Below are 26,688 nucleotides of genomic sequence, written 5' to 3' on the forward strand. Positions count from 1 at the left end.
CATTGTTTTTGTATATTTAGCATCATTAACACATTAAGACGTTCTACTACAACAAGTATGCAAGATGCCTGAATACGTATTTTTTCCAGTAGAAACAACGATAGCTTTTGCATTTCCACTAACAATATGCGAACCTTTAAAACATACATTTTCAAGCTCAAGTGGATTATAATCTTTCATCCGTTTTAATGGAATAAACCGTTTACGTTCAAGGTGATAGCAGCTCTCAAACTTCTCTACATTCGCTTCGTTTCCCGTTAACACAGACTCATTCACTAATAAATCATCTGCATAAATAATACGTACATCAGCTGGCACAGCATCTCCAGCCGAAAGAAAAATCATATCTCCAGGTACAAGTTCTTGCACAGGTATCTCCATCATTTTCAGTTCACTATTTAGCCCTGTACTACTAGAACATTCTACTCTAGATACAGTAATCGTTTCACGTTGTAATTCATCACACACACGTTGTTTTGAAAAACCTGGAATCATGCCACCTAGCTTCATCATTACTTCTGCAAGAAGTGCTCTTTTTGAAGTTAGTTCATTTCGGCCATATACTTGAATACGTTTTTGTGCCTCTTTCATTGATAGTCCGTCTCTTGTTGTTTTAAAATATGCAAATACAGATTTTACATCTCTTGTTGCAATTTCAATTAATAAATCTTTATTTTTTTGGAGCATTGTTTGTTCTTTTATTGATTTTTTACTTAGTTTATATGACGTGTTACCCACAGTTTTGTTTGCATATAACATATTATCGTCTCCTCCTTTACAACATAGGAAGAAACGCTTTGTTTCTCAATTTATCCACTTTACTGTGAAAGTGTCTCGCGCTTTATAAACGCTATATTGTGATAAATATAGAGGGAGGAACAAATCGTTTCCTGCCTACATCATATATTTTTGATTTGAAGTATATGGGTAACGGAACCGAGTCAGAATTTGACATGCTCCTCACCTCCTCGTTTAATTTTATAGTTTATAATATGAAATTACTCATAGCTTGGTAACAAAAAAGACCCCTACCCTTAAGAGAGTAGCGGCCATTACATACACAAATAAACGATTTCTAATATAATTAGAAATCTACGGACCTCTCCCTCACCGAGTTTTAGCACTGTATAGCATAGGTACATTACCAGCTACGTTAAGAAAAACCTTAATTCGATCATTCCTGTTGACCCATTGGCGTCTCTCGACATTTTTGGGCAGTAGCATTTCTCTATACAGGAGCCTCACCTAACAGAGACTTATTTTCATTACATTGAAAATGTTACTCTTATTTAAAATAGATGTCAACACTTTGTATGGAAACTTCACAGGTGAATCAAGATAATATTAATATATCTATGCAACAAAAAAACCTTACGTATAAAACGTAAGGTTTTTATATAGCCCCACATATGCCGTTCTCTCTAGATGTCCATAAACCTGCTCTCACAGGTGGATGCCCTCACAAATGTTTGTAACTTCCTTCTTAAAAAGATGGCATGTTAGCTACATTTAAATATTGAACTTCCATATTAAACTTATTGGTTTAAGACATGCATAAGCTACGTACACCGTAGGAATTTTATATAAGGTTAGTTGAAATAAGACCCCCGCACGTGCCGCTCCTCGTAAATGTCCAAAAACCCGCTACTCGCAGGTGGATGCCCTCACAGTTACCGTACATCTTCCTCCACAAGGAAGGCTTGATGATGGTCGCTAAATATTGAGCTTCCGTATAACTAACATCGGTTTTAGACATAAATAAGTTACGCACACCGCAGGATGTATTATTTACTTGTCGTTATATTATCACATTGTTTCCAATGTGTAAAATACAAAGTTTTTCGAGCAATCTCTTGCTTGTGACCTTATTTTAATACAAATTATTTTTGCATGCAAGTGATTAATCTTCTTCTTTTGCAATTTGATTTTCTGGATAAGAGATCCAATCACTCCAGCTACCTGCATACAATTTAACATTTTGGAATCCAGCCAATTTTAATGCGACGATATTTGGACATGCCGTAACACCAGAACCACAATATACAATGGTTTCCTTATCTTTCGACAGATTTTGGAATCGTTCTTGTTGCCCAGCTTTATTCTTAAATTGTCCTGATTGCAACATTCCATCCTTCCAAAAATGGTTTACCGCTGTTGGAATATGTCCTGCTTTATGATCGACAAGTTCCTCTACACCAGCATAACGTTTGGGCTCTCTTGAATCAATTAATGTAACATCCGCACCTGCACGGATATTCTCTCTGACCGTTTCCATCGTTACAAGCATATGATCTTGTATATTAGCTTTGAATGTTTTTCGTATAGCAACAGGAATTTCCGCTGTTGTCGGTAGTCCATTCTCTTTCCAAGCCTGGAAACCACCATCTAATATATATACTTTCTCATGTCCTACATAGTTACATAACCACCATAAACGAGCAGCATTTGCACCGGCTTGACTGTCATACGCAATTACTGTCGTATGTTCATCAATACCAGCCTTCGAAAGCTTGTCTACAAACTCCTCAATATTTGGTAAAGGATGGCGGCCACCATGTTCTGCTATAGGACTTGATAAATCTAAATTCAAATCAAAATATAACGCATGAGGAATATGTCCTTCTTCATACTTTTCTCTACCCCAATTAGGATTCGCTAAATCAAAACGACAATCGATTATACGGACATTCTCATCTTCTATATGCTCACGTAACCATTCGACTGTAACTATCATCTTTAACGACCTTCTTTCTCTTTCAAACGACTTACATACTCCATAACCATTTCTTCTGTAACATATTTACGCTGCAAGGTAACACCATTTTTTGCAAGATCATTAATCTGCTTCGTTACAACATTAATGACATCAACCGAAAATTCTTTCCCATTTGACGCAAGAGATACGGCAGCTTCAATAGCTGCTTCACGCTGTGCATCTAATTGTAAACATGCTTTTACACTTTCATTTTGTTTACGAGAATGTGCTGTAATTGCTTTATGTACTTCCATCTTCTCTTCCCCCTAAATAGTTATACGTTTTTATTCAATTCCATTGCAAGCCGGATCATATCACGACATACAATCCCATTTTCAATAATCTCTTCTTCATAATGCTTCGAAAAGTAATCAAAATCAATAGAAAAAATACGAAATCCACATTTTTGATATAAAGCAAGTTGTGAAACACTAGAATTGCCTGTACCAACTTCAAGTTTTGACATACCATATCCTTTAGCAGTTTCTACAGCATGCCTTAATAGCTTCTTCCCAATCCCTTTTCCTTGCAAATGCTCTGCAACCGCAATATTCATGATTTCCATCGTCTTTGGCCTTGTTTCCAAAAGAACATATACACCGATAACGCTCCCCCCCTGCTTAGCTACGTATGTTAATCCTCTTTGTACATACGTAGCTATTTGCCGTTCACTTGGATCAGCAAGTAACAATAAAGCCTTCGGTATAGCCTCTTTTGGAATACGTTCTATTACAACAGACATAAAAAATTCCCCCTTCTCTATTGTTCTAAACCCTCCTTGTCTACCATAAATAATAGAAAGGAGGGATTCACCATGGACAACAATGAGAAAAAATGCAACGTCATCTCTATTGATGGAAAGAAGAAGAAAAGCGACACGTATTCCTATCCAAAATTAGTAGTTGAAAACAAAACATATGAATTTTCTTCATTCGTCTTATGCGGTGAAACACCAGATGGCAGACGACTCGTTCTTACTCATATGATTTCTACCGATGAATTTGCTGGATTTGTAAAATCTTTAGATACTGTACTTCAAAAGAAAATTGAACGAATCTTTTTCTCATAACGACTATATAACATAAATTTCTTTTTCAATCTCTACTAACTGCTTTTGCAATTGTTCTTTACTTTGTTCATATAGAGATACATCGATCGTTTCAGCCAATGCAAACAATATACTTTCATAATAGTTCATCACATCTTGCTGCATCACTTTTTCGAATAAATTCCACTTCATATCCCACTCTTGCTTATAATGATGAACAAATAAATGTTTTTCATCAGCTACATAGTTTGATACGAGCGGTTCTAATACAGATTTAGCGTCTTCTTGCATAAAAACCTTGTCATTCTTTTCAAAAAAGCTTTTCTCATTTTTAAAATGTGCCAGTGCTTTTTTGAAATCTTTTATTTCAACTGAAGGGAACGGTTCTTTATGTGTAATATCTTTGTATTCATACTCCACTGTTCCATTCATAGAAATTGATTCATTTTCTACTTTACAGTTCACTACAATTTCATCCTTTGCACGCTTCATCGCTTCGTCTATCCATTTTTCAAGGCGTAATGATGTCGCACGCATTTCTTGTAATAAATCATGCTGAATAAATGCTACTAATTCCATAACACACTGTTGCAATTGTGTTTTCACATTTCCATCCGTTCGAAGTGATGCCGGATTAATAAATTCAGTAAACACATCATTATAGCGGAGGAATAGACGCTGTTGCACGTAATAAAGCAACTCTTTCACTTCATTTTGCATCGCCTGTTCTTCAGCAAGTACACTATATGAAGAAATGATATGAAGTAGTTGATCACGCTCTGCTTCATATTTTTTCGTTTGCTTCTCTTTCTCTTCATTCCCCTGCTTTGCACCCTTTATCATGTTTACTAAAAGCTGATCTGCCCCTTGCAACGCACCATATAGAGCATGCACAGAAACAAGCATTAAATCTCTCATCATAAAGGACGTAAATGATTCCTCAAACTTAGTAATCCCAGAGTTTTGTAAAATACCATACTTCTCTTTTTCAACATTCTTTCCTTGTTTCTCTTCAAGTGCACATAAACTTGAAATTGCAAATAAACGCGGATTTCTAATACCGTATTGTAGTAGCTGATCTGCGATATAACCTTTTACCATTTCAAGTTCTTCTTCAGACTCTGCTAAATCCGCCGCATTAATTAAGAAGAACATTTTATCAAGGGCAAAAGTATCCTTTACACGACCAAGCTGAATTAAAAATTCACGGTCAGCACGAGAGAATACATGGTTATAATATGTTACAAATAAAATAGCATCTGCGTTTTTAATATACTGGAATGCAACATCCGTATGGCGAGCATTGATAGAATCCGCTCCAGGTGTGTCTACAAGCGCTACTCCCTGCCTTGTTAAAGCACAATCATAATAAAGTTCCATATACTCAACGAAGCATGATTTCTCTTCATTCGCTACATAATCAGAGAACTCTTCTAATGTAACTTGTACTTGTTCTCCTAAATAAGTAGAAACTGCATCATACCCTTTTTGTACCGCTCGTAAAAAGCTAAATGTTGTTTTTTGCTTCCCAGTTGGTGAAGGATATTTCATAACGTTATCAATTTGTGCTAACGCTTCATCTAACGTAGCAATCTCATAATGAAACAGCTTATAAACAGCTTTCATATCTTCTAATAACGCTTGCTTTGATTTAAACTGAACAATTACTGTTCCATGTGGTTTTTCCTCTGTAACCGGCAAAATTTGATTAATCGTTGCCGTCGTCGGGTTTGGTGATACAGGAAGTACTTTCTCACCGAGTAAGGCATTGGCAAACGATGATTTTCCAGCACTAAATGCCCCGAATAACGCTACTGTAAATTGTTTTGTTTCTACACGTCTTCTTTTCTCTATTACCTCTTGCTGTACATGTTTCAGCGCTGGCAATGGCTCTAATATCGTTTCAGCTTTTTTCACTTTCTCTAATATCCGCTGAATATTTAAAGCCGCCGTTCCTTTCAGCTCTTCTTCATGAATCGCTACGTTATCGTTTACGATTTCCTGCTCTTGTAGTGTAAATTTCTCACTAACAATTTGCTTTTCCCTTTGCAATATCTCATCTATTTGCAAACCTTCAGGCGTAGCAATATGATCGTGCCAAACATTTCGTAAATAGTCTTCATATGCCACCAAATTGTTATTGTATTGTAATTGTGTTTCTTTCGCCGTTTGCAACATCGTATATGTTTCAATCTCTTCTTCAATACGAGCAACTGCTTCCCTCACCTTTTGCTTTAAAACGACCGCACTTTTATCAAAAATTTGCTGTGCTTTTATAAAATAACGCTTCTTTAGTTCATTCGCTACATCCGCTGTATAAAGAAGTAAGTAATCACCTGTGAAACCTGCGCCTTGTTTAATTACCTCAGCCAACATTTCTGGTCCGAAAGCAATTTCTAACCCATATATGTCTTTCCCAATTTCCTCCGTGAACAATCCTTCTTCTTTTAAGAAGGCTACAATAAATTCCTTCACATGAAAATCAAGCTGCGTTTCAACAGTCTTTTGAAGGGCAGAATAAAACGCCTCTACACGCCTTTGTTTTTCTTGCTCCGTCTTTCCTTTCGCAAATAGCAAACCGACTTTAAACTTTGTTAATTTCGTTTCTAAGTACGCATTTGCCAATTCTCTCATTTCAAATGGCATTAAATACGCGTTATCTAATATAGCTTGTAGGCCTTTTATAAATTCATTTCTCACATGAGATTCTTTACTTGCCTCACGATTTTTCGCTTCCGTTAACTCTTCCTTCTTTTCAACTACCTCTGAAATAGAAAGTGGTGATGCTAACTCTTCCTCATATTTCAAAAGAGCTTTTTCATTTTCAGAAACAATAAACGAGAAATGTTCCCCCATTAAATATTCTGTTTCTCGCTCCATTCCAGTCCTTACATACTGCTCTTTTTCTTTCATAATAGAAGTAATTAACGTTTCTAAGCTTCCAATTTCATTATGTGGATGGTTCATCATTCGTAATGACGTATAATATACTCCATCTACTTCAATATCCCAGTTAGAGAACGATTGCTTTACACTATCTTTATAATTCTCAAACGACAATTCATTTTCTTTATGTTTATCTATTTGATTGACAACGAGATAAACCGTTTTATTACGTTGTTTCAATTCTTTAACAAATTGCAAATTCACTTCCGATTGGACGTGATTATAATCCATCATATAAAAAATTACGTCTGCTAGATGTAGCGTTGATTCTGTCGCTAATTGATGGGCATCATCTGTTGAGTCAATCCCTGGTGTATCTACTAACATAACACCTTCAGGAATTGGCGCATCATTCCGATAAATGTGAACACCAATTACCTCATCACCATCTTTACAAATTTGTTTTAATTCTTCAGCTGAATATGCACCGTCATACTCGTACTGTTCTCCAGATTTAACCGTTACAACAACACGATCCATTCCTTTTTCAATTTTGACAACGTTAGCGCTTGTCGGAATTGGACTTGTTGGTAACAACTGCGCTTTATATAGATGATTCATCATCGTTGATTTCCCTGCAGAGAAGTGACCACAGAACGCTATCATAAGCTGTTCTTGTTTATATTTTTGAATCACCTCAAACAACTTTAAACTATTCTCTGCATCGCCGTGTTTTTGCCACTCTTCATAAAAACAAACAAGTTTTTTCATACCGTTTGTCTGTACTATGTTTGTCATCCCCTTGTTCCCCTTTATCCAAGATGTATATACTTTTCCCCGCTATTTGCGAGCTCATAACCAGTGAGAGTTACACCTACCCATTGATTATAGTTTCACTTTACTATCATACTAAATTTTCAGCATATTCTCATTAAAAATAAAAAATCCCTTTCATTCTTTTTACAAATGAAAGGGATTTTATGTCATATCACTCATTTTGCTGTTCCTACTCCATTTAAAACATACTTCGCAATAACTGCATATACAGCGACTGTACCTGCTACTAATGTATATACCATACTTACACACCAACCTTTTTTGATAATGATTATCAATTTTAAATATATTTTATCATTAAAGAGAATCATTATCAACACTTTTCATAAAGAAAGCTCCTTATAAGAAGGAGCTTTACTGCCTGTTTTGAAAAAGGGTAAAACTTATTGTGCACTCTTATTATATCTTATCCTACATAACTTAACAGTTTAAAAAAATGGAAATATCGCCTATCCCCTCCATCTTACATTTTGTATAATAAAAGGGAATTACTTAACAAGGAGGAAAAAAATGACGCAAAATCTCACACATGGCGAGAGGATACACTCCATCGATATTATTAGAGGAATAGCTGTACTAGGTATTTTTCTTGTGAATTGGCCTGTTATCGCCGGGGTTGACTCACGTGATCTTTCAGGAATTTACGAAGGGATAGACAGCTATATTCGCCTATTTTACGATATGTTTATTCAAACGAAATTTTATACAATTTTTTCGTTTTTATTCGGATTAGGTTTTTATATTTTTATGAGTCGTGCTGAGGCGAAAACCGACCGCCCAAAAACTTTGTTTGTTCGCCGCTTACTTATTTTATTATTATTCGGTTTCTTACATTACGTTCTTTTATGGGACGGTGACATTTTACATACTTATGCGATTGCTGGATTTTTCTTATTTTTATTTTATAAGAGAGAACCTCGTACTATTTTAATATGGGCTATCGTTTTATTGAGTATTTTTCAATTCATTATGCTAATGGCTGGTATTACGGTTGCATTGGTACCAAAGGAAGAGCTAGGTTTTTCCTTACCTATCATGCCATTAGAAGACTGGCTGTCACAAATACAAAATCGTTTCCATGCATTTTACGCTGATGGAATTGGATTAAATTTACTTATGCTTCCAGAAACAGTTGGGCTATTTTTGCTTGGTTTATACGCCGGCAAAAAGGATATTTTCCGCCGCACGAAAGAGTTAGATCCAAAACTTAAAAAATGGCAAATTATTATGTTCCTTTTAACATTACCAATGTGGTTCTTCATGGTCCGTTACTTCTTATCAAAACCATTTTATGAACCAATTTATATGCAGGTCTTTACAATGTTTAGCGGAAAAACGTTATTCATATTCTACATTTTCACGCTAATGCGTTTATTACAAAAAGAAAAATGGCAAACGTTATTACGTCCATTCCAATACGTTGGACGAATGGCATTAACAAATTACATCTCGCATACAATTGTTACATTACTTGTATTTGGTCTATTCCTTAAAAATTATTATCCTGCTCCATTATGGGTTGGACCAATATTCTGCATTAGTTTCTACACGTTACAAATCTTTATTAGCCGCTGGTGGCTTTCACATTACCAATACGGGCCACTTGAGTACATTTGGCGTCTTGGTACGTACGGGAAAATAATGCCACTTAAAAAGAAAAGCAAGGTCTCATAACGAGACCTTGCTTTTTCACGCTTCTCTTACTGCACTTTGCATAGATACTGGCTCTTCTTCTACTTTCACTTTGCGCTGCGGCACCATATTAAATACGATATTTAAAAGTACTGCTGACGCACTTCCAAGTACAATTCCGTTATCTGTTAAAATACGAATATTTTCTGGAAGTTGTGAAAATAATGTAGGAACGACTGTTACGCCAAGCCCAATTCCGACAGAACATGCAACGATTAATAAGTTTTCTTGTTTACCAAAATCAACGCTACTTAACATTTTAATACCATATGCCATAACCATACCGAACATCGCTAACATCGCACCGCCCAGTACTGATTTTGGGATAATTGTTGTAATAGCTGCGATTTTAGGAATGAAACCAAGTACGATTAACATACCACCGCAAGTATAAATAATAACGCGATTTCTTACTCCAGTTAATTGAACAAGTCCTACGTTTTGAGAGTATGTTGTATATGGGAACGCGTTGAAAATGCCACCTAACACCATCGCTAATCCTTCTGCGCGATAGCCTTTTGTTAATTCTTTTTCACCGATTTTTTTATTGCAAATATCAGATAATGCAAAGTATACACCCGTTGCTTCTACAATCCCTACGCAAGCAACTAAAATCATCGTAATAATTGGTGTTAATTCAAATGTTGGTGTACCGAAGTAAAATGGTTGAATACCGTGGAACCAATCCGCCTCTCCAACCGCTTGCAAACTTACTTTCCCCATAAACGCTGCAACGATAGTACCGAACAATAAACCTAGCAAAATAGAGATTGAACGAATAAATCCGTCGAAGAAACGATACATAATGATGATAAATAGTAACACACCAAATGCTAATGCTAAATTTTCAAGACTACCGAAATCTTTACTTCCTACTCCTCCAGCCATATCATTAATTGCCGCTGGAACAAGTGTAACTCCAATTACTGTAACGACAGATCCTGTTACAACAGGTGGAAACAGTTTTACAAGTTTTCCAAATAATTTCGCAAAAATAACAACGAATAACCCAGCAGCAATAATTGCTCCATAAATTGAAGACACACCGTATTGTTTTCCAATCGCAATCATCGGTCCAACCGCTGTAAATGTACAACCAAGCACAACTGGAAGCCCAATACCGAAAAAGCGATTTGATAGTGCTTGTAAAATTGTCGCAACGCCGCACATTAATAAATCAATTGAGACTAAATATGTTAACTCTTTTTGATTCAAACCAAGTCCACCGCCCACAATAAGCGGAACGATAATTGCTCCAGCATACATTGCAAGCATATGCTGCATACCAAGCGATGCAATTTTAAATGGATGCTGCTTCATCGTTTATTTCACCTCCGCAGTTTCTTGCTGTACAAATGTAACTGTGCCGTTATCAAGTGATGCAATTTCTGCTAGTGATTCAACACGAACGCCTTGTTCACGAAGCTTCTTTCCTCCATCTTGAAATGCTTTTTCAATAACAATTCCAATTCCTGCAATACTCGCTCCGGCTTGCTCTACTAAACTCATTAAACCTAAAGCAGCCTGACCGTTTGCTAAAAAGTCATCGATGATTAATACACGATCATTTTCATCGATATGATTTCGAGATAATGAAATTTCATTTGTTTCTTGTTTTGTAAATGAATATACGTTTGCAACGTACATATTATCTTGTAACGTTAACGATTTACGTTTTCGTGCAAAAATTACTTTTACACCAAGCTCTAATGCAGCCATAACCGATGGTGCAATGCCTGAAGATTCAATCGTCACGATTTTTGTAATGTTCTCTTCTTTAAAACGTTTAGCAAATTCTTTTCCGATTTCTTGCATAAGTACTGGATCAATTTGATGATTTAAAAAAGCATCTACCTTTAATACGTCACCAGATAAAACCTTTCCTTCGTTCAAAATCTTTTCTTGTAATACTTTCATGTTTGTTCCCCCTCTTATGCAATAAAAAAACTCCAAAAGCCGCCACCACTCGTTACAAGTGAGAGACGCGCTTTTGGAGTTTCGCAAAAAAAGAATGCTAAACAAGCAATTATATTCGTCCTCACTCATAGTCAAAGTATTTACGGTACTTCGGTAGAAACTTGCAGGCCATATCCCCGCGATTATATGAGTGTAGCTAACTATTTATTTTATAGAAGGATTATAACGTACTTTTTATGCTTTGAAAAGCATTTATCAAAAAAACACGTACAAATTTTTAAAAACCACTATCTTTGTTCGAGTTTTGCAAACTCTTTCATTCCCAATTACAACTTCGTTAAAATGATTGGCCCATCTTTTGTAATCGCAATTGTATGCTCATATTGAGCTGATAATTTCCCGTCCATCGTTCGTACAGTCCACCCATTTAAATCTACTTTAGAATATCGCATACCTATATTTACAATCGGTTCAATTGTAATTACCATTCCTTCTTGTAACTGAGGTCCTTGTCCTTGTTTCCCAAAATGAAAAATTGCTGGTTCTTCATGAATCTCTTTACCAATCCCATGTCCCGTAAAGTCTCTTGCGACAGAAAAACCTTCATTTGTTACATAACTTTCAATTGCATAGCCAATGTCTCCTACATGATTACCAATTACCGCCTGATCAATCCCTTTATACAAAGCATTCTCAGCTACTAACAACAACTTTTCTGCTTCATCAGAAACTTTTCCAACTCTATACGTCCAAGCAGAATCTGAAAGACCCCCATTTAAGTTTACTACCGTGTCAATTGTTACAATATTACCCTCAGTTAAAGGAACATCGGCCGGAAACGCATGACACATTTCATCGTTTACAGATGCACATATCGCATATGGATACCCGTTGTAACCTTTCTGTTCAGATGTGGCACCATGCTTTTTTAAATACATTTCAACAAACGTATCAATCTCTTGTGTCGTTATACCTGGCTTTATCATTTTCGCAATTTCTTTATGACATGAAGCAAGTAATTTTCCAGATTCATGCATCAAATCTATTTCATTTTTCGTTTTAATTGTAATCATACTACCTCTACCCTTCCTTGCTAAACCTACTATTTGCTACTAAACTTCTATCATACACACCCTCTACCAAAATTTCAAAACTCTCAATTACAAAAAGTAAAAAATATGTATCATATATTTCTAAATCAAAATAAAAAAACAGAAGATCCCTCTGTTTTTTAATCACGTTTACATATATAGTTCATTTTCAAGAACTCAAAACAACCACCATTTGTTTTCTGTATAAACGTTCCAACCGCTTCAAATCCCGCCCTTTTATACACTTTTATCGCTCTCTCATTAAATGTCGCTACTGATAGTGTTATATATTTGCATCCGTATTTTTCTTTGCTAAAAGCTAGTCCAGCATTCACGAACTGTAAACCAAATCCATTGCCAGTTATATCAGGTCTCATTCCAAGTCCTATCTCAACCGTTCCATTATTTATTTTACAAACCGTAAAGAACCCAATGAGAGTACCATTTTCTTTCACAGAAAATACATGATTCCCTCTACTCTCATCCTCTAAAAACTCAGCTAAATCTTCTTCATCTGCCTCTATATCGTAAAAGGAATATTCCCCTTTATAATGCCAGTTATATGCAATCTCTTCCGCCTCTTCTTGCGTCATTACTGTATATGTATAAACCATCTTCTATCCCCCTATAAAAAAAAGCTGCAAGTAAGCAGCTCTTTTTTATAACTCATAAATTTCTTTATACTTCACTTCTAAATAATCTGCTAAGTAATTTGCATTTAACCCTTCGCCTGTTACATCTTCTAAAATTTCAAGTGGCTTTTTCGTTTTACCATATTGGTGAATATGTTCTGTTAACCATTCACGAATTGGTGTTACGTTTCCTTCTTCTAATAATGCATCAAAGTTCGGAATGTCTTTTAACATTCTTTGCTTAAATTGCGCTGCATACATGTAACCAAGCGCATAAGATGGGAAGTATCCAAATGAGCCACCAGCCCAGTGAACATCTTGCAATACACCTTGCGCATCATTTTCCGGACGAATTCCTAAATATGCTTCCATCTTATCATTCCAAGCTGCTGGTAAGTCCTTCACTTGTAATGTACCATCAAATAATTCTTTCTCTAATTCATAACGCACCATAACATGAAGCGGGTATGTAAGCTCATCTGCTTCTATACGAATGAATGACGGCTTCGATTCGTTAATTGCATCATAAAATTCATCGACTGACATATCATCAAATTGACCATTGCTATACTCTTTTAATAAATCATAATTTTTCTTCCAGAATGATTTATTACGGCCGATAAAGTTCTCAAAGAATAACGATTGTGACTCATGAATACCCATAGATGTTCCACTACATAACGGTGTACCTTCAAATTTCTCTGAAATATTTTGTTCATATACAGCATGACCACATTCATGAATTGTTCCAAACACAGCCATGCGGAAATCCTTTTCGTCATAGCGTGTCGTAATACGAACATCCCCTCTATTTAATGTAATCTCGAATGGATGTACTGTTTCATCAAGACGGCCTGCTTCAAAGTCATAATTCAATTGCTTTAATAGTTCTAATGTAAAGTTCTTTTGTTTTTCTTTTGAAAAATTTTCCGATAAAGCACTTGTTTTTAATCCTTTTTTAGACTCAGAGATTTCTTTTACAAGCGGCACGATGCGCTCACGAAGTTGACCAAATACGTGATCTAAAACTTCTACTGTAATACCTGGCTCATACATGTCTAATAATGTATTGTATTTATATGTTTCGTAACCCCAATATGTAATAAATTTCTTTTTAAATTCAACAATTTTTTCTAAGTACGGGCGGAACATTTCGAAATCAGATTTTTCACGAGCTTCTTCCCACACACTTTCCGCTTTCGCTTCTAATTTCACATACGCTTCATATTCCGCTTGTGGAATTTTTTTATTTCTATCATATTCTTTCCGACACTCTTCAACCATTTTCTTCGTCGTTTCAGAAAGTTTGTCTTCACTTATTAAAGCTTCAAGCTCTGTTAAATAATTTCCCATCTCATCTGAAGTCGACATAGCAAACACTTCGGATGAAAGCATACCAATTACTTCTGAACGTTGATCAACACCTTTTTTAGGCGCCCCTGTTCTTAAGTCCCAAAACATTAAACTTAATGCTTCTCCGTAATTTTGTATCTTCTTCACATATGTTAAAAATTGTTTTTCTACTTCATATGTAGCTACTGTCATCGTATAAAAACCTCCCTTTTCTACCTCAAACTTAATTCGACACGGAAATCTAAATTCCTTTTATAATAGAAAAAAAGCTTGGCAAGCGCCAAGCTTTCTCCTTATAATTCTTTACCTTCTACCGGTAGTACGTTTTTCACCGCTTCTACCACTTTCTCATCTTCTGTATCAGATAAGAAGATTGATATAGCACCTTTATCGTCGCTCGTACGAATTAAACGACCAATCCCTTGACGAAGACGTAAAATCATATATGGTACATCTACATCCCAGAACGGGTCATTCACATGTTTACGCTTCGCTTCAAACACAGGATCGTTTGGAGGGAATGGTAATGACCAAATGATAACATGTGATAATGATGAACCAGGAATGTCTAAACCTTCCCATAAATGAACGGCACAAAGTACAGTCTCTTCTTCATTTTGGAAGCGAGAAACGAGCTGACTAATTTCTTGATCCCCTTCATATAGGAACGGAACTGACATTTGTTCTTTACTTACATATTCTTTAAACGCTGCAAGTTCTTGCGTTGTACGGAATAATACAAGTGTACGTCCATTTGTTTTTTGTATATTTTCAAGTGTATATTGACACTTTCTTTCCCATTCATTTTCTTTCGTATGCGATAGTAAGTTTACTGCCATTTGCTCCTCATAATCAAACGGTGAGGCAACTGAGAATGATAAGTAATCTTTTACCCCTAAGCTATTCGCTGTAAACGCGAATGAATCGTTATTAGATAATGTAGCAGACGAGAAGATATACGGGATTTTCTTTGAGAATACTTTCTCTTGTAACACTTCTTCAACTGCACGTGGCATAATTACTAACGTGAAGGCTCCATCACCTTCTTCACCCCAAGTAATTACATTTTTCTCATGCATGAACAGACGAAGTGAATGTTCTAATACATCTAAATGCTCATCAACAATATTTAAATCATACGTGTTTACTGTATGCATTTCACTTTCGAATACTAATGCATCTCCAACTTCACCGATTTTTGCATAAAGTCGTTTCGCTTCAGCTGTTACTTTTTCTGTCACAGTAATTTCTAAACGATCAGAACCAGCAATTTCTTTTTTGTTTTCTTGTAACACATCAAAGAATCGCTCTGTTTGCCAAATTGTTTCTTCTACTAAATGTGCAAACTCCTCACGAATATCGTTTTGCAACAATCTTGTTAAAAGTTGCTCCATCATCGTTTGCTTTAAACGGTATGTTAAAGCTTTTTGAGCTGCATATTCTACAAGATGTCCTTCATCGAATACAACACAGCTACTTTCTGGTAATAACGGAATTTGCCCTTCACGCTTACGAGCATCGTACGTCCAAATATGATCCATATAGAAATCTTGAGAACAAATAATTAAATCTGCTGCTTTACGATAATGTTCACGAGAAAGAGTTTGTCCACAACGATGACGAGAATCACAAGTAAAGCAATCTTGGAAGTAATCCCAATTTACTTTTGACCATTCTTCGTCATTTAAAAGTGGAAATTCTTTTCTGTCACCATAGTGAGTAAAGTTTTGCATTGTACCATGATCGAATACAAACTGTGGTAACTCGTAATATACGTCTTCAATTACTTCTGGAGCTCGTCCACTCATAACATCTTCAAGTTTACGTAAGCATAAATAATTATCCATTGATTTTGCAAGCCTTACATCAACAGATAGCCCTAATGCTTCAGATAACTTAGCAATGTCCCCTTCTTCTTTCACAAGCTGCTCAATTAACGTTTCATCTGCACAAGCAATAATAGCTGGCTTCCCAGTATAACGCGCGTAACAAATTGCATATAGAAGATATACAATTGTTTTCCCTGTTCCTACACCAGCTTCTGCGAACATAACTTTCTTTTCTTGGAAAGCGCGTTCTAACTGAAACGCCATAAAAATTTGTTCATCACGCTCTTCAAAGCCTTTTTCCGGAAGGATGTCGTAAAACACATCTCCAATCCACTCATTCAACTTATCATAAAAATTATCTTGTTTTCCTACTTCAAATGGTAATCTCTTCTCAGTAAACATCCTTAGCCTCCAACCAAAAAGTTTTTCTATAAAAAGATAATAGCAACTGCTACGCATATGGGTGCAGCCACTTTCCCCTGTTGCAATACATAGAAATTCACGAAAAAAAATTTTCCTTTCGAAAAAGGAAAATTTTCTTCTATATTAATGACTTTAAATACCGTTTATCAATCGCTGTTTCATGTGAAAGAGCTGACAAATATTCTTCTTGTGCTTTTTGTATTTCATCTACAATCGCACCTTGACTATCCACTTCTTTTCCGAGCTCATCATACGTACGGTGAATAGCTTTTTGAATCATTGATAATTGGAAATTATCCATATCACTTCCTCCTTTACGCATTACATAATAGCCAGTATATGCGCGCTGGAGGAGTTTTATACTATGAATTACGCGGTGGACGTTTTCCGAAGTATTGGTAGTAATCTGTACGGATAAATCCGTTAAACAGCTTACGCTTCTTCGACGCTTCTTTTCCGTAACACTTCTCAAATGCTTCGTAGCTTGTTAATACATACGCTGACCATGTATCTAATGGGCGGAATACTTGTCCCATTTCTTTGTACAATTGTTCAACAAGTGCTTTTTCACTTAAACGTTCTCCGTATGGAGGATTCGTTACAACGTAGCCATAATCCTCTTTTGTTGTGAAATCTTTTACTTGCATTTGTTTAAATGTAATTAAATCGCCCAAGCCTACTTCTTCTGCGTTATCTTGAGCAACTCGAATCATACGATGATCAATATCGGATCCAATGATTTGTAATCGTTGATCATAGTTCGCTAAATCTTCAGCTTCTTGACGAGCTTCACGCCAGTTTTGTTTACCTACCCAGCCCCACTCGTCAGATGCGAAACCACGGTTAAATCCTGGTGCAATGTTTTGTCCAATTAATGCTGCTTCAATCGGAATTGTACCTGATCCACAGAATGGATCAACAAATGGACGATCTGGCTTCCAGTTTGTTAATTTAATTAAAGACGCAGCTAATGTTTCTTTTAACGGAGCTTCCCCTTGATCCATACGGTATCCACGTTTATGAAGTCCAACACCGCTCGCATCAATTGTTAATGTTGCAATATCCTTTAGCATTGCAATCTCGATACGGAATAACGGACCATCTTCTTCAAACCAAGTTGTACGTTTATATGTTGTTTTTAATTTTTCAACGACAGCTTTTTTAACGATACGTTGGCAATCCGAAACACTGAATAATTCAGATTTTAAAGATTTTCCGATAACAGGGAATTCGCCATTCTCTGGAATATAATCTCCCCAGTTTAATGCTTTCGTTTTTTCAAATAGCTCATCAAATGTTGTTGCTTTAAATTCGCCAACTTTAATTTTTACACGGTCCGCAGTACGTAACCATAAATTCGTGCGACAAATCGCCTTTTCATCTGCTTCAAATGTTACTTTGCTGTTTTCTACTTGACATTCATAACCAAGATCGCGAACTTCTCGGGCAACTAACGCTTCAATACCCATTGCCGCTGTTGCAATTAAAGTAACTTTTCCCATTTGCATTCACCTCTTATGTATATTCAAACAATAATTAATAGCAATTGGTCCTATTAATCATTACATTTTACGAAAAATTTTCTCATTAACCATTTTAACTCATACTTTATAACTTCATACAAATAAAAAGCCCTCCTCTAACAAAGGAGAGCTGAGTTATTTCATAGTTGGTTCATAACGTTCTGTAAGCCATGTTCTGTTCCTTTGTACTACAAACGGCCCACGCCTCGTACTCCGGTGGCAATCATCTATCTACAGGTTATAAAACCTGTCCTTTCCCGTCGTTCATTTCCTTGGAAAAGATTCCCCTACCATTATTTGGGTTTCTCGCTCGTGGGGTTTACCTCGTTCCACTCCTATCATTTCTTCAAGGACTTCGTCACTGTGGCACTTTAAAGGTAGTCAAACCATATCCGAAAGGACTTAGGTTTTTTCCCTGCCGTTAAACCAGCCTTACAGCCAGAATACCCTAGCTTATGAATTGGCTAGGCACGAACACTACAGCCATCTCAGGCCGTGCGAGCATGGACTTTCCTCTACAACGTTGGCGTTGCAGCGATTACCCAAACGTTATGACATCCATTAGTATAGTGGAAATAAAAAGATTTTGCAACGTTTTTTTCTATGTAAAATGCTTAAACCTTTTCCCACCTTACATCATTCGTATAACTTACTTCCAAATACAGCTTTTTCTAAGTTAGATAAGCGTTTTAAAATATCCGTATTCGTGTTGTTATAAACTGGTTGTGCAACTGGTGTTTGTACAGGTTGTTGTGGAACTTGCGTTACTGCTAGTTTTTGTTCCTCTAATTCACGCTTTAAACGAGCATTTTGTTGCTTTAATTGCTCAAACTCTTTGTGGAAAGCTTCATAGTCTTTAATGATCATATCAAGAAACTTGTCTACTTCTTCTTGCTGATAACCTCTCATACCTGTTTTAAATTCTTTTTCTAAAATATCTTTCGCTGTTAATTTAATTTTATCCGAAATCATTTTCTTCACCTCAAATTTTTACCAAAACTTTCATTAACTAAATTTTTTCAGAAACAATGCTTTTTGTCAATCATATATACGAGTACTATATTACATATTACTCTGCATTATTCCACTGTTCCTCTTCTATTATATCTTGTAAATCAGAAAAAAGAATGAAATAACTGTGATAATTTTCTATTTCTCCTTTTTTCTTTGCTGATTCTACAATATATTTGGGACTTCCTGGTTTTTCTTCATCGTATACCGCTAAAAGCGCATCACTTTTTTCAATAAAAAATTGATTTTTTAATTTAAATTGCTCTGGGCTTTCATACTTCCGTTTCGTGATACTATCAACATGGTCTGCTTGAGAAAGAATAAATTCGTAATATTCACGATTATCTTCTTTCCAATTTTCTTCTTGTTCTAAAAACGGAGTGAATACCGCTAATTTTAAATCTGGATATTCTACTTGAATTTCAAAAACAACTTCGGCAGCCCATAATTCTACACCTAATTGGCCACTTATTATAACCCACTCTAAACCATCTTCTACAAAATTGGTTAATTTACGGTGTAACGCTTTCTTTATACACTCCACCCCTGGATGATCATTTTTAAATATTCCAAGTTCAAATGGCTTATATCCTGTTACTGCAATAACTTTCATATCAACACTCCAATTACAAAAAAAGAACTAGCATTTCGCTAGTTCTAACATATCATTTACTTTTTAAACATTCCACCAACGTTTGGTCCGATATTTGGACCGAATGGTGATACGTTTGGTCCAATATTCGGTCCGAATGGTGATACGTTTGGTCCAAACGGAGATACATTTGGTCCTGGACCAAATGGTGATACGTGATGTCCATGATGTCCATGATGTCCATGACCACACGGTCCACATCCGCCACCGAATCCTGGGTCGATTGGGTCCACAACATTTACATTTGAATTTGTTTGTGGGAAGAAGTTTTGGTTTTTAATTTGTTGATGATGTACATGTGTTGTATGTGTTGGGAAAATGTGTGGCACCACCGTTGTTGAAAAAGAGTGTGTTACGCATTGTTTCGTCGGATGAATGACAGGAGCAGTCGTACAAATAGGTCCTGTAGGCTTATGCCCTCCAAAGCAAGGATGACAATGATGCATAGTTTTTTCTCTCCTCTCTCGTTAAAAAAATCTGATTACACTTTACAGTATGAGAAAAGAGAGAAAGCCGTTTGTTATATATACCCATTTATTACAAGGAAATTTGTCTAGTCCTTTATTTCATTTACATTGTTTTTATAAACAATCCTTCAACATCACTTACCAAAAAAGCCTCCAACTTGCTTTACAATACCTGTCACTTGATTCATCGCATTCATCATTTGTCCAGCTGTATTCATCATTTTATTTACATCATAGTTACCATCTGATGTTTTAAATTGAGAAACAAAACTAGAAAACTGGCTTGGCTGTTGTTGCTTTTGCTTACCCTGCGTCGGGTACGGTTGTTTTGGTGGATAAAACATCGCTTGTTGATTAGCATACGGCGATGGTGGTGGCATATAATATTGCGAATTCATATAAGGCTGCTGCTGTGGTTGATTCATGTATGGTTGCTGAGCTTGTGATTGTTGAGCTTGATTCACATAAGGTTGCTGCTGTTGTGGTTGTTGAGCTTGATTCATAAAGGACACTTCAAACGGTTGATAATAATTTTGATTTCCATAATAAGGCTCGAAAGGATACATATTATACCGTAAATATGTATCCGTATTATATTGGTACATATTTTGCTGTGCATATGGATTCGTTTGCTGATATACGTTAGGTTGTTGAAACATGCATTCTCTCCTCCTTCACATAAGTTTCTACATATATAATATGTACCTATAAAATAATATGTGTGATGGAATATATGTCTATTTTTGTCGGAAGTTTAAATTTTTAAAAAATTAAAAAAGAAAACCCTTCCATGCTATGATAATTAAGAAGAAGATTCTCATGGGGGAGGAATCAACATGGTATTAGGGGATTTAAAACAAGCGTTTTCTCAAAAAAAGGGGTATTGCACAGAGAATGCAAATGAATTATTAGACTTTGCGAGACATTGGTATCTCGAAGGAAAAATATGCATATCAGATTATCGAACATTAATAAAAGAATTAGAAATAAACGGCGCAACAAAACCTACAACAATGACAGAAGCATAAAAATAACAAGAGGGCTCTCCCTCTTGTTATTTACATTGCTCAACTATATTTTGCAAAGTATACGAAATGGCTTGGTGTGTTTCAAAGAATCGTTTACCTTTACCTTTATTTACAAAGCATTGCAACACATTCGTTTGTAAATTATCGTATACTTGATCAATTTGCTGTACATGTATATACTTTGGCTTTTCTTCTTTAATCCACGTATAAGCTAATTCTTTCCACTTCTTTAATTCCTCATCTACCATATCTACAAACGGTTTCATATCCTTATAAAAGTCGTATTCAGTTAGTTCTCTTTTTTTTACATTCGCTTCATTATTATACTGCATGAGTTTTTCTGAAGACTGTATTAATGCTTCATTCTTCATTTCTTTCCCACCTTATTATGCACTCACTACGACGTTTTGAAATGTCTTCACCCAATTCCCTTTTTCTTCGTGATGCACTAATTTATTTTCCATATGTTCAATATGCATTTCTGTTATTTCTATCTTATTACATATTTTTTCACTCGCATCCTTTAATGCATGATTCATTCTAATCCCTATATTCATTTCCAGCAAATCGAGAGAACTTAACATTTGATCCATTTTTTTCATTACATCTTCCTTCTGAACCATCGCCATATACAAAACGCCTCCTTCTTTGCTTTTCCTTTGTCATGTAATTTCGCCGGATAATTCACCACTCCTGCCCACATGACAAAACTAGTTGTTATTCGTCAAAGAAATCATTTCGTATGTCATTTATAGAAATGGTAACAATACAAAAAGGAGGTGTATTACAATGGCAAAGAACAAAAATGAAAAAAAGAAAAACCAAAACAAACAACAAAATAAACCCGAGACTGGCAATCCAAAGCTAGATGGTCCAAACTTCCCTGCTACATAAAGCGAGACTTTATTACGAACATTTAAATTTCAAATCATCCTTAATCTCCTACTAGCATTACGTTTTGAAATTAAAGTTGTAGCACGCATAGCAGAATTTTTTCAAATTAAGAAGTCCCGTCTTCAAAATGGAAGACGGGACTTCTTTTTTATTATATCATGAACTCATCGATCCTTTTAGCAAAACGGTTTACGATAGATAGCCTATAGATTTGTTCTCTCTTTCTTCTATACCATTCTGTTATATTAACTTCCCCTTTAGGTTCTTCAAGTACAAATAGCACATTCATTTTCATATTTGCACAAAACCAATCTCTCATTTTTATTTCTTCATGTAAAATAACAGGATAAATATCTCTAAGTGTTGGCGTATAAGACTTTCGAGTTTCCTTTGCGTAAACTTCATAATCTTCTCTAGACCCAGTATGTGTAGTTTGCAGTGCAAACTTATAAAACGAACCATTATAAATTGGATGAAACAATAACCATGCTAATTTTTTTCCTAGTTCTATACGCTGTTGTAACGTTTCAAATTGATAAACCGAAAACCCATACATTCTCCCTTCAATTGTTGGGAAGATAACTGCACTAATATGAAGTCTTTCTTGTACTTTAAAAAGTGCAGTATGGAATACATGTTTTTTAAAATATGTGTTCTCAATGACTGGTTTTTGAATTTTATTTTGTTCATTTATAATAAGCGCTGTCATAAGTCTATTCATATCTCTTCTTTCCCAGAAAAGTAACCATTCTTTTTCCATAAAAATTGATACGTTGAAGTATTGCAACAAATGAAAGAGAGGTGCATGTCTCTTCTTACTTTCCTCATACAATAATAGCTGAGGAAATGCATCTAAAAAAATAATCCAATTAGCCTGTTCGTACAGAAGAAATAAATGTTTTTTTACCGTTCTAGGTAAAACAGTAGCATAATATCTCCCTTCTAAATCAGTCATATTCCAGCCCGCATTTCTCGAAACCATACTCGCTAAAAAAGCCCACCTGATTTCACTATTTCTCAAATAATATTCTTGATAAGATTGTGTCCGAGAAATATTGTCCACATTAGCTATTTCTGTTTTCTTTTTAATATTGTGAATGATTGCTTTTTCTTCCTCTGTACAAAAATTTTTTTCTCGATTTTGTTTAATTTTCATATAATCATTCCATGTAAACATAAATAAGTCATCATACCTTTCATCAAAAAGGTCACATCTTTTTTCATTTTTTGATATAATCACCTTTGTAAGTAATTCTTAGCAAGTTGGGGGTGGACACACTATGACCATTCGTTACCCAAATGGAAAAAGGTATAATCAAGCTTCACAACCTCAAAAAACACCTATAAAAACACATACTTATAGTAATAGAGGTATGTCCCTTGAAGAGGAATTGAATGAAACAAATCAATATTACTTAACCCATAATATTGCATGTGTACATAAAAAGCCTACACCTCTTCAAATTGTAAAAGTAGATTACCCCGCTCGAAGTGCTGCAGTGGTAAAAGAAGCGTATTTTAAACAACCTTCTACAACAGATTACAACGGTGTATACAAAGGGAAATACATCGATTTTGAAGCAAAGGAAACCAAAAATAAAACTAGTTTCCCACTTCAAAACTTCCACCTTCATCAAATTGAACATATGAAGCAAGTCGTTGCTCATAATGGAATTGCATTTGTTATTATTAAATTTACACTTTTTGATGAATTTTATTTACTAGATGCAAAACATATTATTGCATTTTGGAATCGTCAAAATACTGGTGGACGCAAGTCGATTACGAAAGAAGAAATAGAAGAGCATGGATCCTTATTATCATGCGGTTATCACCCTCGGATTGACTATATCCGTGTACTAGACATGGTTTATTTTTCGTGATAGAGTCATCACTAAGGCTCTTTTTTCGACTTTTGGGGGAGAGAATGAAAGGTAGGAGAAAGTATAATGTCAGATAATTATCGTTCTCGTACAGAACGAAATCATGTGAAAAATCAAGAGAAAAAAACACATAAAGAAGAAAAACCAAAGAAAAAAGGCTCCTTTTTCAAGAAATTCCTTATAGGTTGTCTACTTCTTGGTATCGTTGGTCTTGTAGCCGGCGTTTCCGCTTTCTTTGTTATGGTAAAGGACGCTCCAAAATTAGACAAATCCAAACTTGTTAATCCTTTATCAACAAAGTTTCTTGATAAAAACGGAAATTTCTTCTATGAATACGGTGCTGAAAAACGAACACATGTTACTTATGATCAAATTCCAAAAGTAGTTGAAAATGCATTTCTTGCAACTGAGGATTCGCGTTTCTATGATCATAATGGAATTGATTTTAAACGAACTACAAAAGCAGTTATGGAAAATGTCACTGGTGGTTTCGGTTCCCAAGGTGGTAGTACGATTACACAGCAAGTCGTTAAAAACTACTTTCTAACGATGGACAAAACTGCTAAAAGAAAAGTGCAAGAATGGTACTTATCTTACAAATTAGAGCAACAATACTCTAAACATGAGATTTTAGAAATGTACTTAAATAAGATTAATTTAGGTAACCGTTCATACGGTATTGCGACAGCAGCGCAAAAATATTATGGTAAAGATTTAAAAGACTTGCAATTACATGAAGCTGCTATGCTCGCTGGTTTACCCCAAGGTCCAAACATTTATGATCCAACAAAAAAGGAAAATGTTGAACGAGCAACAAATCGTCGTAATGTCGTATTATCATTAATGAATCGACATGGTTATATAACAAAAGAAGAAATGAATAACGCCGTTAAGATTCCAGTAACTGAGGGCCTTCAACCGTCTTCAGAAGTAACTGAGATGAAGTATCAAGCATTTTTAGATGCGGTTGTAAAAGAAGTTGAAAAAGAATATCCTGATGTAAATATCGGTTCAGATGGTTTAACGATTCATACAACACTTGATCAAGATGCTCAAGATTACGCCGACAAAATTATGGATGGCAATCTTATTAAGTATCCGGACGATCAATTCCAAGGGTCATTCGTATTTATGGATACACAGTCTGGAGAAGTTCGAGCAATTGGTGCTGGACGTAAAGAAAGTAAGTCTACTTTCAAAGGTCATAATATGGCAACTGATTTAAAACGCCAAGTTGGTTCAACAATGAAACCAATTTTCGACTACGGTCCGGCAATTGAAAATTTACAATGGTCTACATACCATCAATTAAACGACTCAGAGTATACGTATTCCAATGGTAAGAAAATACAAAATGCAACAAAGAGTTACAAAGGTGACGTTTCACTACGTGAAGCTTTGAAAAAGTCATTAAACATTCCAGCTTTAAAGACAGCACAAACAGTTGGTCTTAATAAGTCAAAAGAATTTGCTGAAGGTTTAGGCATGACCTTTAAAGAAGGAAAAGTCTACGAATCAACAGCAATCGGTAGTAACGATAGTTCTCCATTAGAAGTAGCAGGTGCATATGCAACCTTTGGTAATAGTGGTAACTATAATAAACCACACTTCGTAAAAGAAGTAACCTTCCCGGACGGGAAAAAGAAAAGCTTTAAACCGAAAGAACATCGCGCAATGCAAGACTATACAGCTTATATGGTTACTGACGTTCTTCGTGACGTAGTAAAACCTGGTTCTGGTGGTACAGGTCCAACAGCATACGTTTCAGGTGTTGACGTAGCAGGTAAAACAGGAACACAAAACTTTGATGAATCAGTTCTTCAAAAATATGACATCCCAGCTGATGCAAACAGAGATAGCTGGTTTGCTGGATATACGCCACAATACACAATGGCTGTTTGGACCGGTTACGAAAAAGATGGTCCAAAAAATTATGTTAGCGATCGCTCCACTAGAATTGCACAGCAAATGTTCCAAGTAATGATGAGCAAATTCGCTACAGATAAATCACGCTTTGAACGTCCTTCTTCTGTACAAGAAATAAACGGAGAGTTATACGTAAAAGGTGCGAAAAAAGATGCAATTAAACAAATTAAAGTAGATGCCCCTAGTGGTCTGAATGTCACTTTTGATGGCGCTAGCACAGTTACACTAAACTGGTCTGGACCAGCAGAAGTTGATGCATATGCAGCCAGCTATAAAGCAACTGACGGTTCAAGTGGTAGCCTATCAATAAGTGGTACGACAGCTACTCTTGGTGGTATTAAACCAGGTGTTACTTACAGCTTCTCTGTAGTAGCGAAAAAAGGCACTGGAACAAGCCCAGCAGTTGGTGCATCTTTCACTGCGCCTGGCGGAACTCCAGATGCGAAAAAAGCTGATGAAGAGGCTAAGAAAAAGGCCGATGAAGAAGCTAAGAAAAAAGCTGATGAGGAAGCCCAGAAAAAAGCTAATGAAGATAAAGTAAAACAAGAAGAAGCTAAGAAAAAAGCTGATGAAGAAGCTAAGAAACAACAAGAACAACAGCAGCAACAACAGCAACAACAAGAACAACAACGCAAACAGCAAGAAGAAGCTCAAAAGAAAGCCGAAGAAGAAGCTAAGAAAAAAGCTGATGAAGAAGCTAAGAAGAAAGCTGAAGAAGAGGCCAAGAAAAAAGCTGAAGAAGAGGCTAAGAAACAACAAGAACAGCAACACCAAAATCCCGGAGGAGATACACCTCACGCAGACGGTGCTGTTGTTACAACAGACTCCTAATATACAAAAA

The 26,688-nt window shown here is 35.8% G+C and carries 27 protein-coding genes, 3 other RNA genes and 2 riboswitches; of the genes, 6 read left to right on the top strand and 24 right to left on the bottom strand.

What is annotated here, in order from left to right; genetic code table 11:
• Nucleotides 1-33 precede the first annotated feature (33 nt).
• The 6 genes from B9A45_RS21915 to B9A45_RS21940 all read right to left on the bottom strand — a co-directional run bounded on the left by B9A45_RS21915 (nt 34) and on the right by B9A45_RS21940 (nt 3,497).
• Nucleotides 34-759: a P-type ATPase actuator domain-containing protein gene (locus B9A45_RS21915; RefSeq protein ID WP_084065069.1), complete on the bottom strand. Its 726-nt coding sequence runs from the start codon at nt 757-759 to the stop codon at nt 34-36.
• A 337-nt stretch (nt 760-1,096) separates the two neighbouring features.
• Nucleotides 1,097-1,260, bottom strand: a riboswitch (M-box (ykoK) riboswitch).
• Between the two features lie 136 nt (nt 1,261-1,396).
• A non-coding RNA gene (gene ssrS, locus B9A45_RS21920) (6S RNA) lies at nt 1,397-1,580 on the bottom strand.
• 21 nt (nt 1,581-1,601) lie between these two features.
• A non-coding RNA gene (gene ssrS, locus B9A45_RS21925) (6S RNA) lies at nt 1,602-1,784 on the bottom strand.
• 116 nt (nt 1,785-1,900) lie between these two features.
• A complete protein-coding gene (locus tag B9A45_RS21930; protein WP_084065074.1) occupies nt 1,901-2,734 on the bottom strand; it encodes a sulfurtransferase in 834 nt (277 codons plus the stop codon).
• 2 nt (nt 2,735-2,736) lie between these two features.
• Entirely contained in the window at nt 2,737-3,009 is a 273-nt protein-coding gene (locus B9A45_RS21935) for a YpbS family protein (RefSeq protein ID WP_000451818.1), read from the bottom strand.
• 20 nt (nt 3,010-3,029) lie between these two features.
• Nucleotides 3,030-3,497: a GNAT family N-acetyltransferase gene (locus B9A45_RS21940; protein WP_000117686.1), complete on the bottom strand. Its 468-nt coding sequence runs from the start codon at nt 3,495-3,497 to the stop codon at nt 3,030-3,032.
• A 72-nt stretch (nt 3,498-3,569) separates the two neighbouring features.
• Here B9A45_RS21940 and B9A45_RS21945 point away from each other — a divergent pair, with 72 nt between their 5' ends.
• A complete protein-coding gene (locus B9A45_RS21945) occupies nt 3,570-3,824 on the top strand; it encodes a DUF3931 domain-containing protein (RefSeq protein ID WP_000369740.1) in 255 nt (84 codons plus the stop codon).
• Between the two features lie 3 nt (nt 3,825-3,827).
• Here the strand turns inward: B9A45_RS21945 and B9A45_RS21950 are convergent, their stop codons facing one another.
• On the bottom strand, nt 3,828-7,487 hold the full coding sequence (locus B9A45_RS21950; RefSeq protein WP_084065079.1) for a dynamin family protein: 3,660 nt from the start codon (nt 7,485-7,487) through the stop codon (nt 3,828-3,830).
• A 194-nt stretch (nt 7,488-7,681) separates the two neighbouring features.
• Nucleotides 7,682-7,846: a hypothetical protein gene (locus B9A45_RS32275; RefSeq protein ID WP_002100871.1), complete on the bottom strand. Its 165-nt coding sequence runs from the start codon at nt 7,844-7,846 to the stop codon at nt 7,682-7,684.
• Nucleotides 7,847-8,036: 190 nt separating this feature from the next.
• Between B9A45_RS32275 and B9A45_RS21960 the strand changes: the two genes are divergently transcribed.
• Nucleotides 8,037-9,200, top strand: coding sequence for a DUF418 domain-containing protein (locus B9A45_RS21960; RefSeq protein ID WP_000193171.1), 1,164 nt, complete (start codon nt 8,037-8,039; stop codon nt 9,198-9,200).
• Nucleotides 9,201-9,215: 15 nt separating this feature from the next.
• Here the strand turns inward: B9A45_RS21960 and pbuX are convergent, their stop codons facing one another.
• The 13 genes from pbuX to B9A45_RS22025 all read right to left on the bottom strand — a co-directional run bounded on the left by pbuX (nt 9,216) and on the right by B9A45_RS22025 (nt 20,775).
• Nucleotides 9,216-10,538, bottom strand: coding sequence for a xanthine permease PbuX (gene pbuX / locus B9A45_RS21965; RefSeq protein WP_058839595.1), 1,323 nt, complete (start codon nt 10,536-10,538; stop codon nt 9,216-9,218).
• 3 nt (nt 10,539-10,541) lie between these two features.
• On the bottom strand, nt 10,542-11,135 hold the full coding sequence (locus B9A45_RS21970; RefSeq protein WP_000866496.1) for a xanthine phosphoribosyltransferase: 594 nt from the start codon (nt 11,133-11,135) through the stop codon (nt 10,542-10,544).
• 108 nt (nt 11,136-11,243) lie between these two features.
• A riboswitch (purine riboswitch) is annotated at nt 11,244-11,345 on the bottom strand.
• Between the two features lie 116 nt (nt 11,346-11,461).
• Nucleotides 11,462-12,208, bottom strand: a complete 747-nt coding sequence (locus B9A45_RS21975) for a type I methionyl aminopeptidase (RefSeq protein WP_000628415.1) — start codon at nt 12,206-12,208, stop codon at nt 11,462-11,464.
• Between the two features lie 158 nt (nt 12,209-12,366).
• The gene (locus tag B9A45_RS21980) at nt 12,367-12,840 is read right to left on the bottom strand and encodes a GNAT family N-acetyltransferase (protein ID WP_016109670.1); all 474 of its coding nucleotides are present in this window, start codon (nt 12,838-12,840) and stop codon (nt 12,367-12,369) included.
• A 45-nt stretch (nt 12,841-12,885) separates the two neighbouring features.
• Nucleotides 12,886-14,403 (bottom strand): carboxypeptidase, encoded by a 1,518-nt coding sequence (gene ypwA, locus B9A45_RS21985; protein ID WP_016109669.1) that lies wholly within the window; start codon nt 14,401-14,403, stop codon nt 12,886-12,888.
• A gap of 101 nt (nt 14,404-14,504) precedes the next feature.
• Nucleotides 14,505-16,442: an ATP-dependent DNA helicase gene (locus B9A45_RS21990; RefSeq protein WP_000493699.1), complete on the bottom strand. Its 1,938-nt coding sequence runs from the start codon at nt 16,440-16,442 to the stop codon at nt 14,505-14,507.
• 139 nt (nt 16,443-16,581) lie between these two features.
• On the bottom strand, nt 16,582-16,764 hold the full coding sequence (locus B9A45_RS21995) for a DUF3921 domain-containing protein (protein WP_000368570.1): 183 nt from the start codon (nt 16,762-16,764) through the stop codon (nt 16,582-16,584).
• A gap of 61 nt (nt 16,765-16,825) precedes the next feature.
• The gene (locus B9A45_RS22000) at nt 16,826-17,965 is read right to left on the bottom strand and encodes a THUMP domain-containing class I SAM-dependent RNA methyltransferase (RefSeq protein ID WP_000521225.1); all 1,140 of its coding nucleotides are present in this window, start codon (nt 17,963-17,965) and stop codon (nt 16,826-16,828) included.
• 180 nt (nt 17,966-18,145) lie between these two features.
• An RNA gene (rnpB, locus tag B9A45_RS22005) (RNase P RNA component class B) lies at nt 18,146-18,536 on the bottom strand.
• A gap of 86 nt (nt 18,537-18,622) precedes the next feature.
• The gene (gene gpsB, locus B9A45_RS22010) at nt 18,623-18,958 is read right to left on the bottom strand and encodes a cell division regulator GpsB (RefSeq protein ID WP_000622431.1); all 336 of its coding nucleotides are present in this window, start codon (nt 18,956-18,958) and stop codon (nt 18,623-18,625) included.
• Between the two features lie 97 nt (nt 18,959-19,055).
• Entirely contained in the window at nt 19,056-19,610 is a 555-nt protein-coding gene (locus B9A45_RS22015) for an SLOG family protein (protein WP_016109668.1), read from the bottom strand.
• Between the two features lie 56 nt (nt 19,611-19,666).
• Entirely contained in the window at nt 19,667-20,095 is a 429-nt protein-coding gene (locus B9A45_RS22020; protein WP_000546268.1) for a CotD family spore coat protein, read from the bottom strand.
• A gap of 155 nt (nt 20,096-20,250) precedes the next feature.
• Nucleotides 20,251-20,775, bottom strand: coding sequence for a YppG family protein (locus B9A45_RS22025; protein ID WP_000487626.1), 525 nt, complete (start codon nt 20,773-20,775; stop codon nt 20,251-20,253).
• 177 nt (nt 20,776-20,952) lie between these two features.
• Here B9A45_RS22025 and B9A45_RS22030 point away from each other — a divergent pair, with 177 nt between their 5' ends.
• Nucleotides 20,953-21,144 (top strand): YppF family protein, encoded by a 192-nt coding sequence (locus B9A45_RS22030; protein WP_000242652.1) that lies wholly within the window; start codon nt 20,953-20,955, stop codon nt 21,142-21,144.
• 26 nt (nt 21,145-21,170) lie between these two features.
• On the opposite strand, the gene B9A45_RS22035 is transcribed toward B9A45_RS22030, so the two are convergent.
• Together B9A45_RS22035 and B9A45_RS22040 are read right to left on the bottom strand one after the other, a co-directional pair.
• Nucleotides 21,171-21,515, bottom strand: a complete 345-nt coding sequence (locus B9A45_RS22035) for a YppE family protein (RefSeq protein ID WP_000786940.1) — start codon at nt 21,513-21,515, stop codon at nt 21,171-21,173.
• 15 nt (nt 21,516-21,530) lie between these two features.
• Nucleotides 21,531-21,773: a hypothetical protein gene (locus tag B9A45_RS22040; RefSeq protein ID WP_001252036.1), complete on the bottom strand. Its 243-nt coding sequence runs from the start codon at nt 21,771-21,773 to the stop codon at nt 21,531-21,533.
• Nucleotides 21,774-21,858: 85 nt separating this feature from the next.
• Here B9A45_RS22040 and B9A45_RS33245 point away from each other — a divergent pair, with 85 nt between their 5' ends.
• Nucleotides 21,859-22,038, top strand: a complete 180-nt coding sequence (locus B9A45_RS33245; protein WP_001987054.1) for a hypothetical protein — start codon at nt 21,859-21,861, stop codon at nt 22,036-22,038.
• Between the two features lie 151 nt (nt 22,039-22,189).
• On the opposite strand, the gene B9A45_RS22050 is transcribed toward B9A45_RS33245, so the two are convergent.
• On the bottom strand, nt 22,190-23,215 hold the full coding sequence (locus B9A45_RS22050) for a DUF2515 domain-containing protein (RefSeq protein WP_000495654.1): 1,026 nt from the start codon (nt 23,213-23,215) through the stop codon (nt 22,190-22,192).
• 103 nt (nt 23,216-23,318) lie between these two features.
• On the opposite strand from B9A45_RS22050, the gene recU reads away from it, so the two are divergent.
• Nucleotides 23,319-23,921 carry a Holliday junction resolvase RecU gene (gene recU, locus B9A45_RS22055; RefSeq protein WP_000155598.1) on the top strand — a complete coding sequence of 201 codons (603 nt, stop codon included), beginning with the start codon at nt 23,319-23,321 and terminating at the stop codon, nt 23,919-23,921.
• 66 nt (nt 23,922-23,987) lie between these two features.
• Nucleotides 23,988-26,678: a PBP1A family penicillin-binding protein gene (locus tag B9A45_RS22060; RefSeq protein WP_084065084.1), complete on the top strand. Its 2,691-nt coding sequence runs from the start codon at nt 23,988-23,990 to the stop codon at nt 26,676-26,678.
• Nucleotides 26,679-26,688: the final 10 nt, after the last annotated feature.

Origin of the sequence: Bacillus sp. JKS001846 (genome assembly GCF_900176455.1) — a bacterium.
GTDB classification, from domain to species: domain Bacteria; phylum Bacillota; class Bacilli; order Bacillales; family Bacillaceae_G; genus Bacillus_A; species Bacillus_A cereus.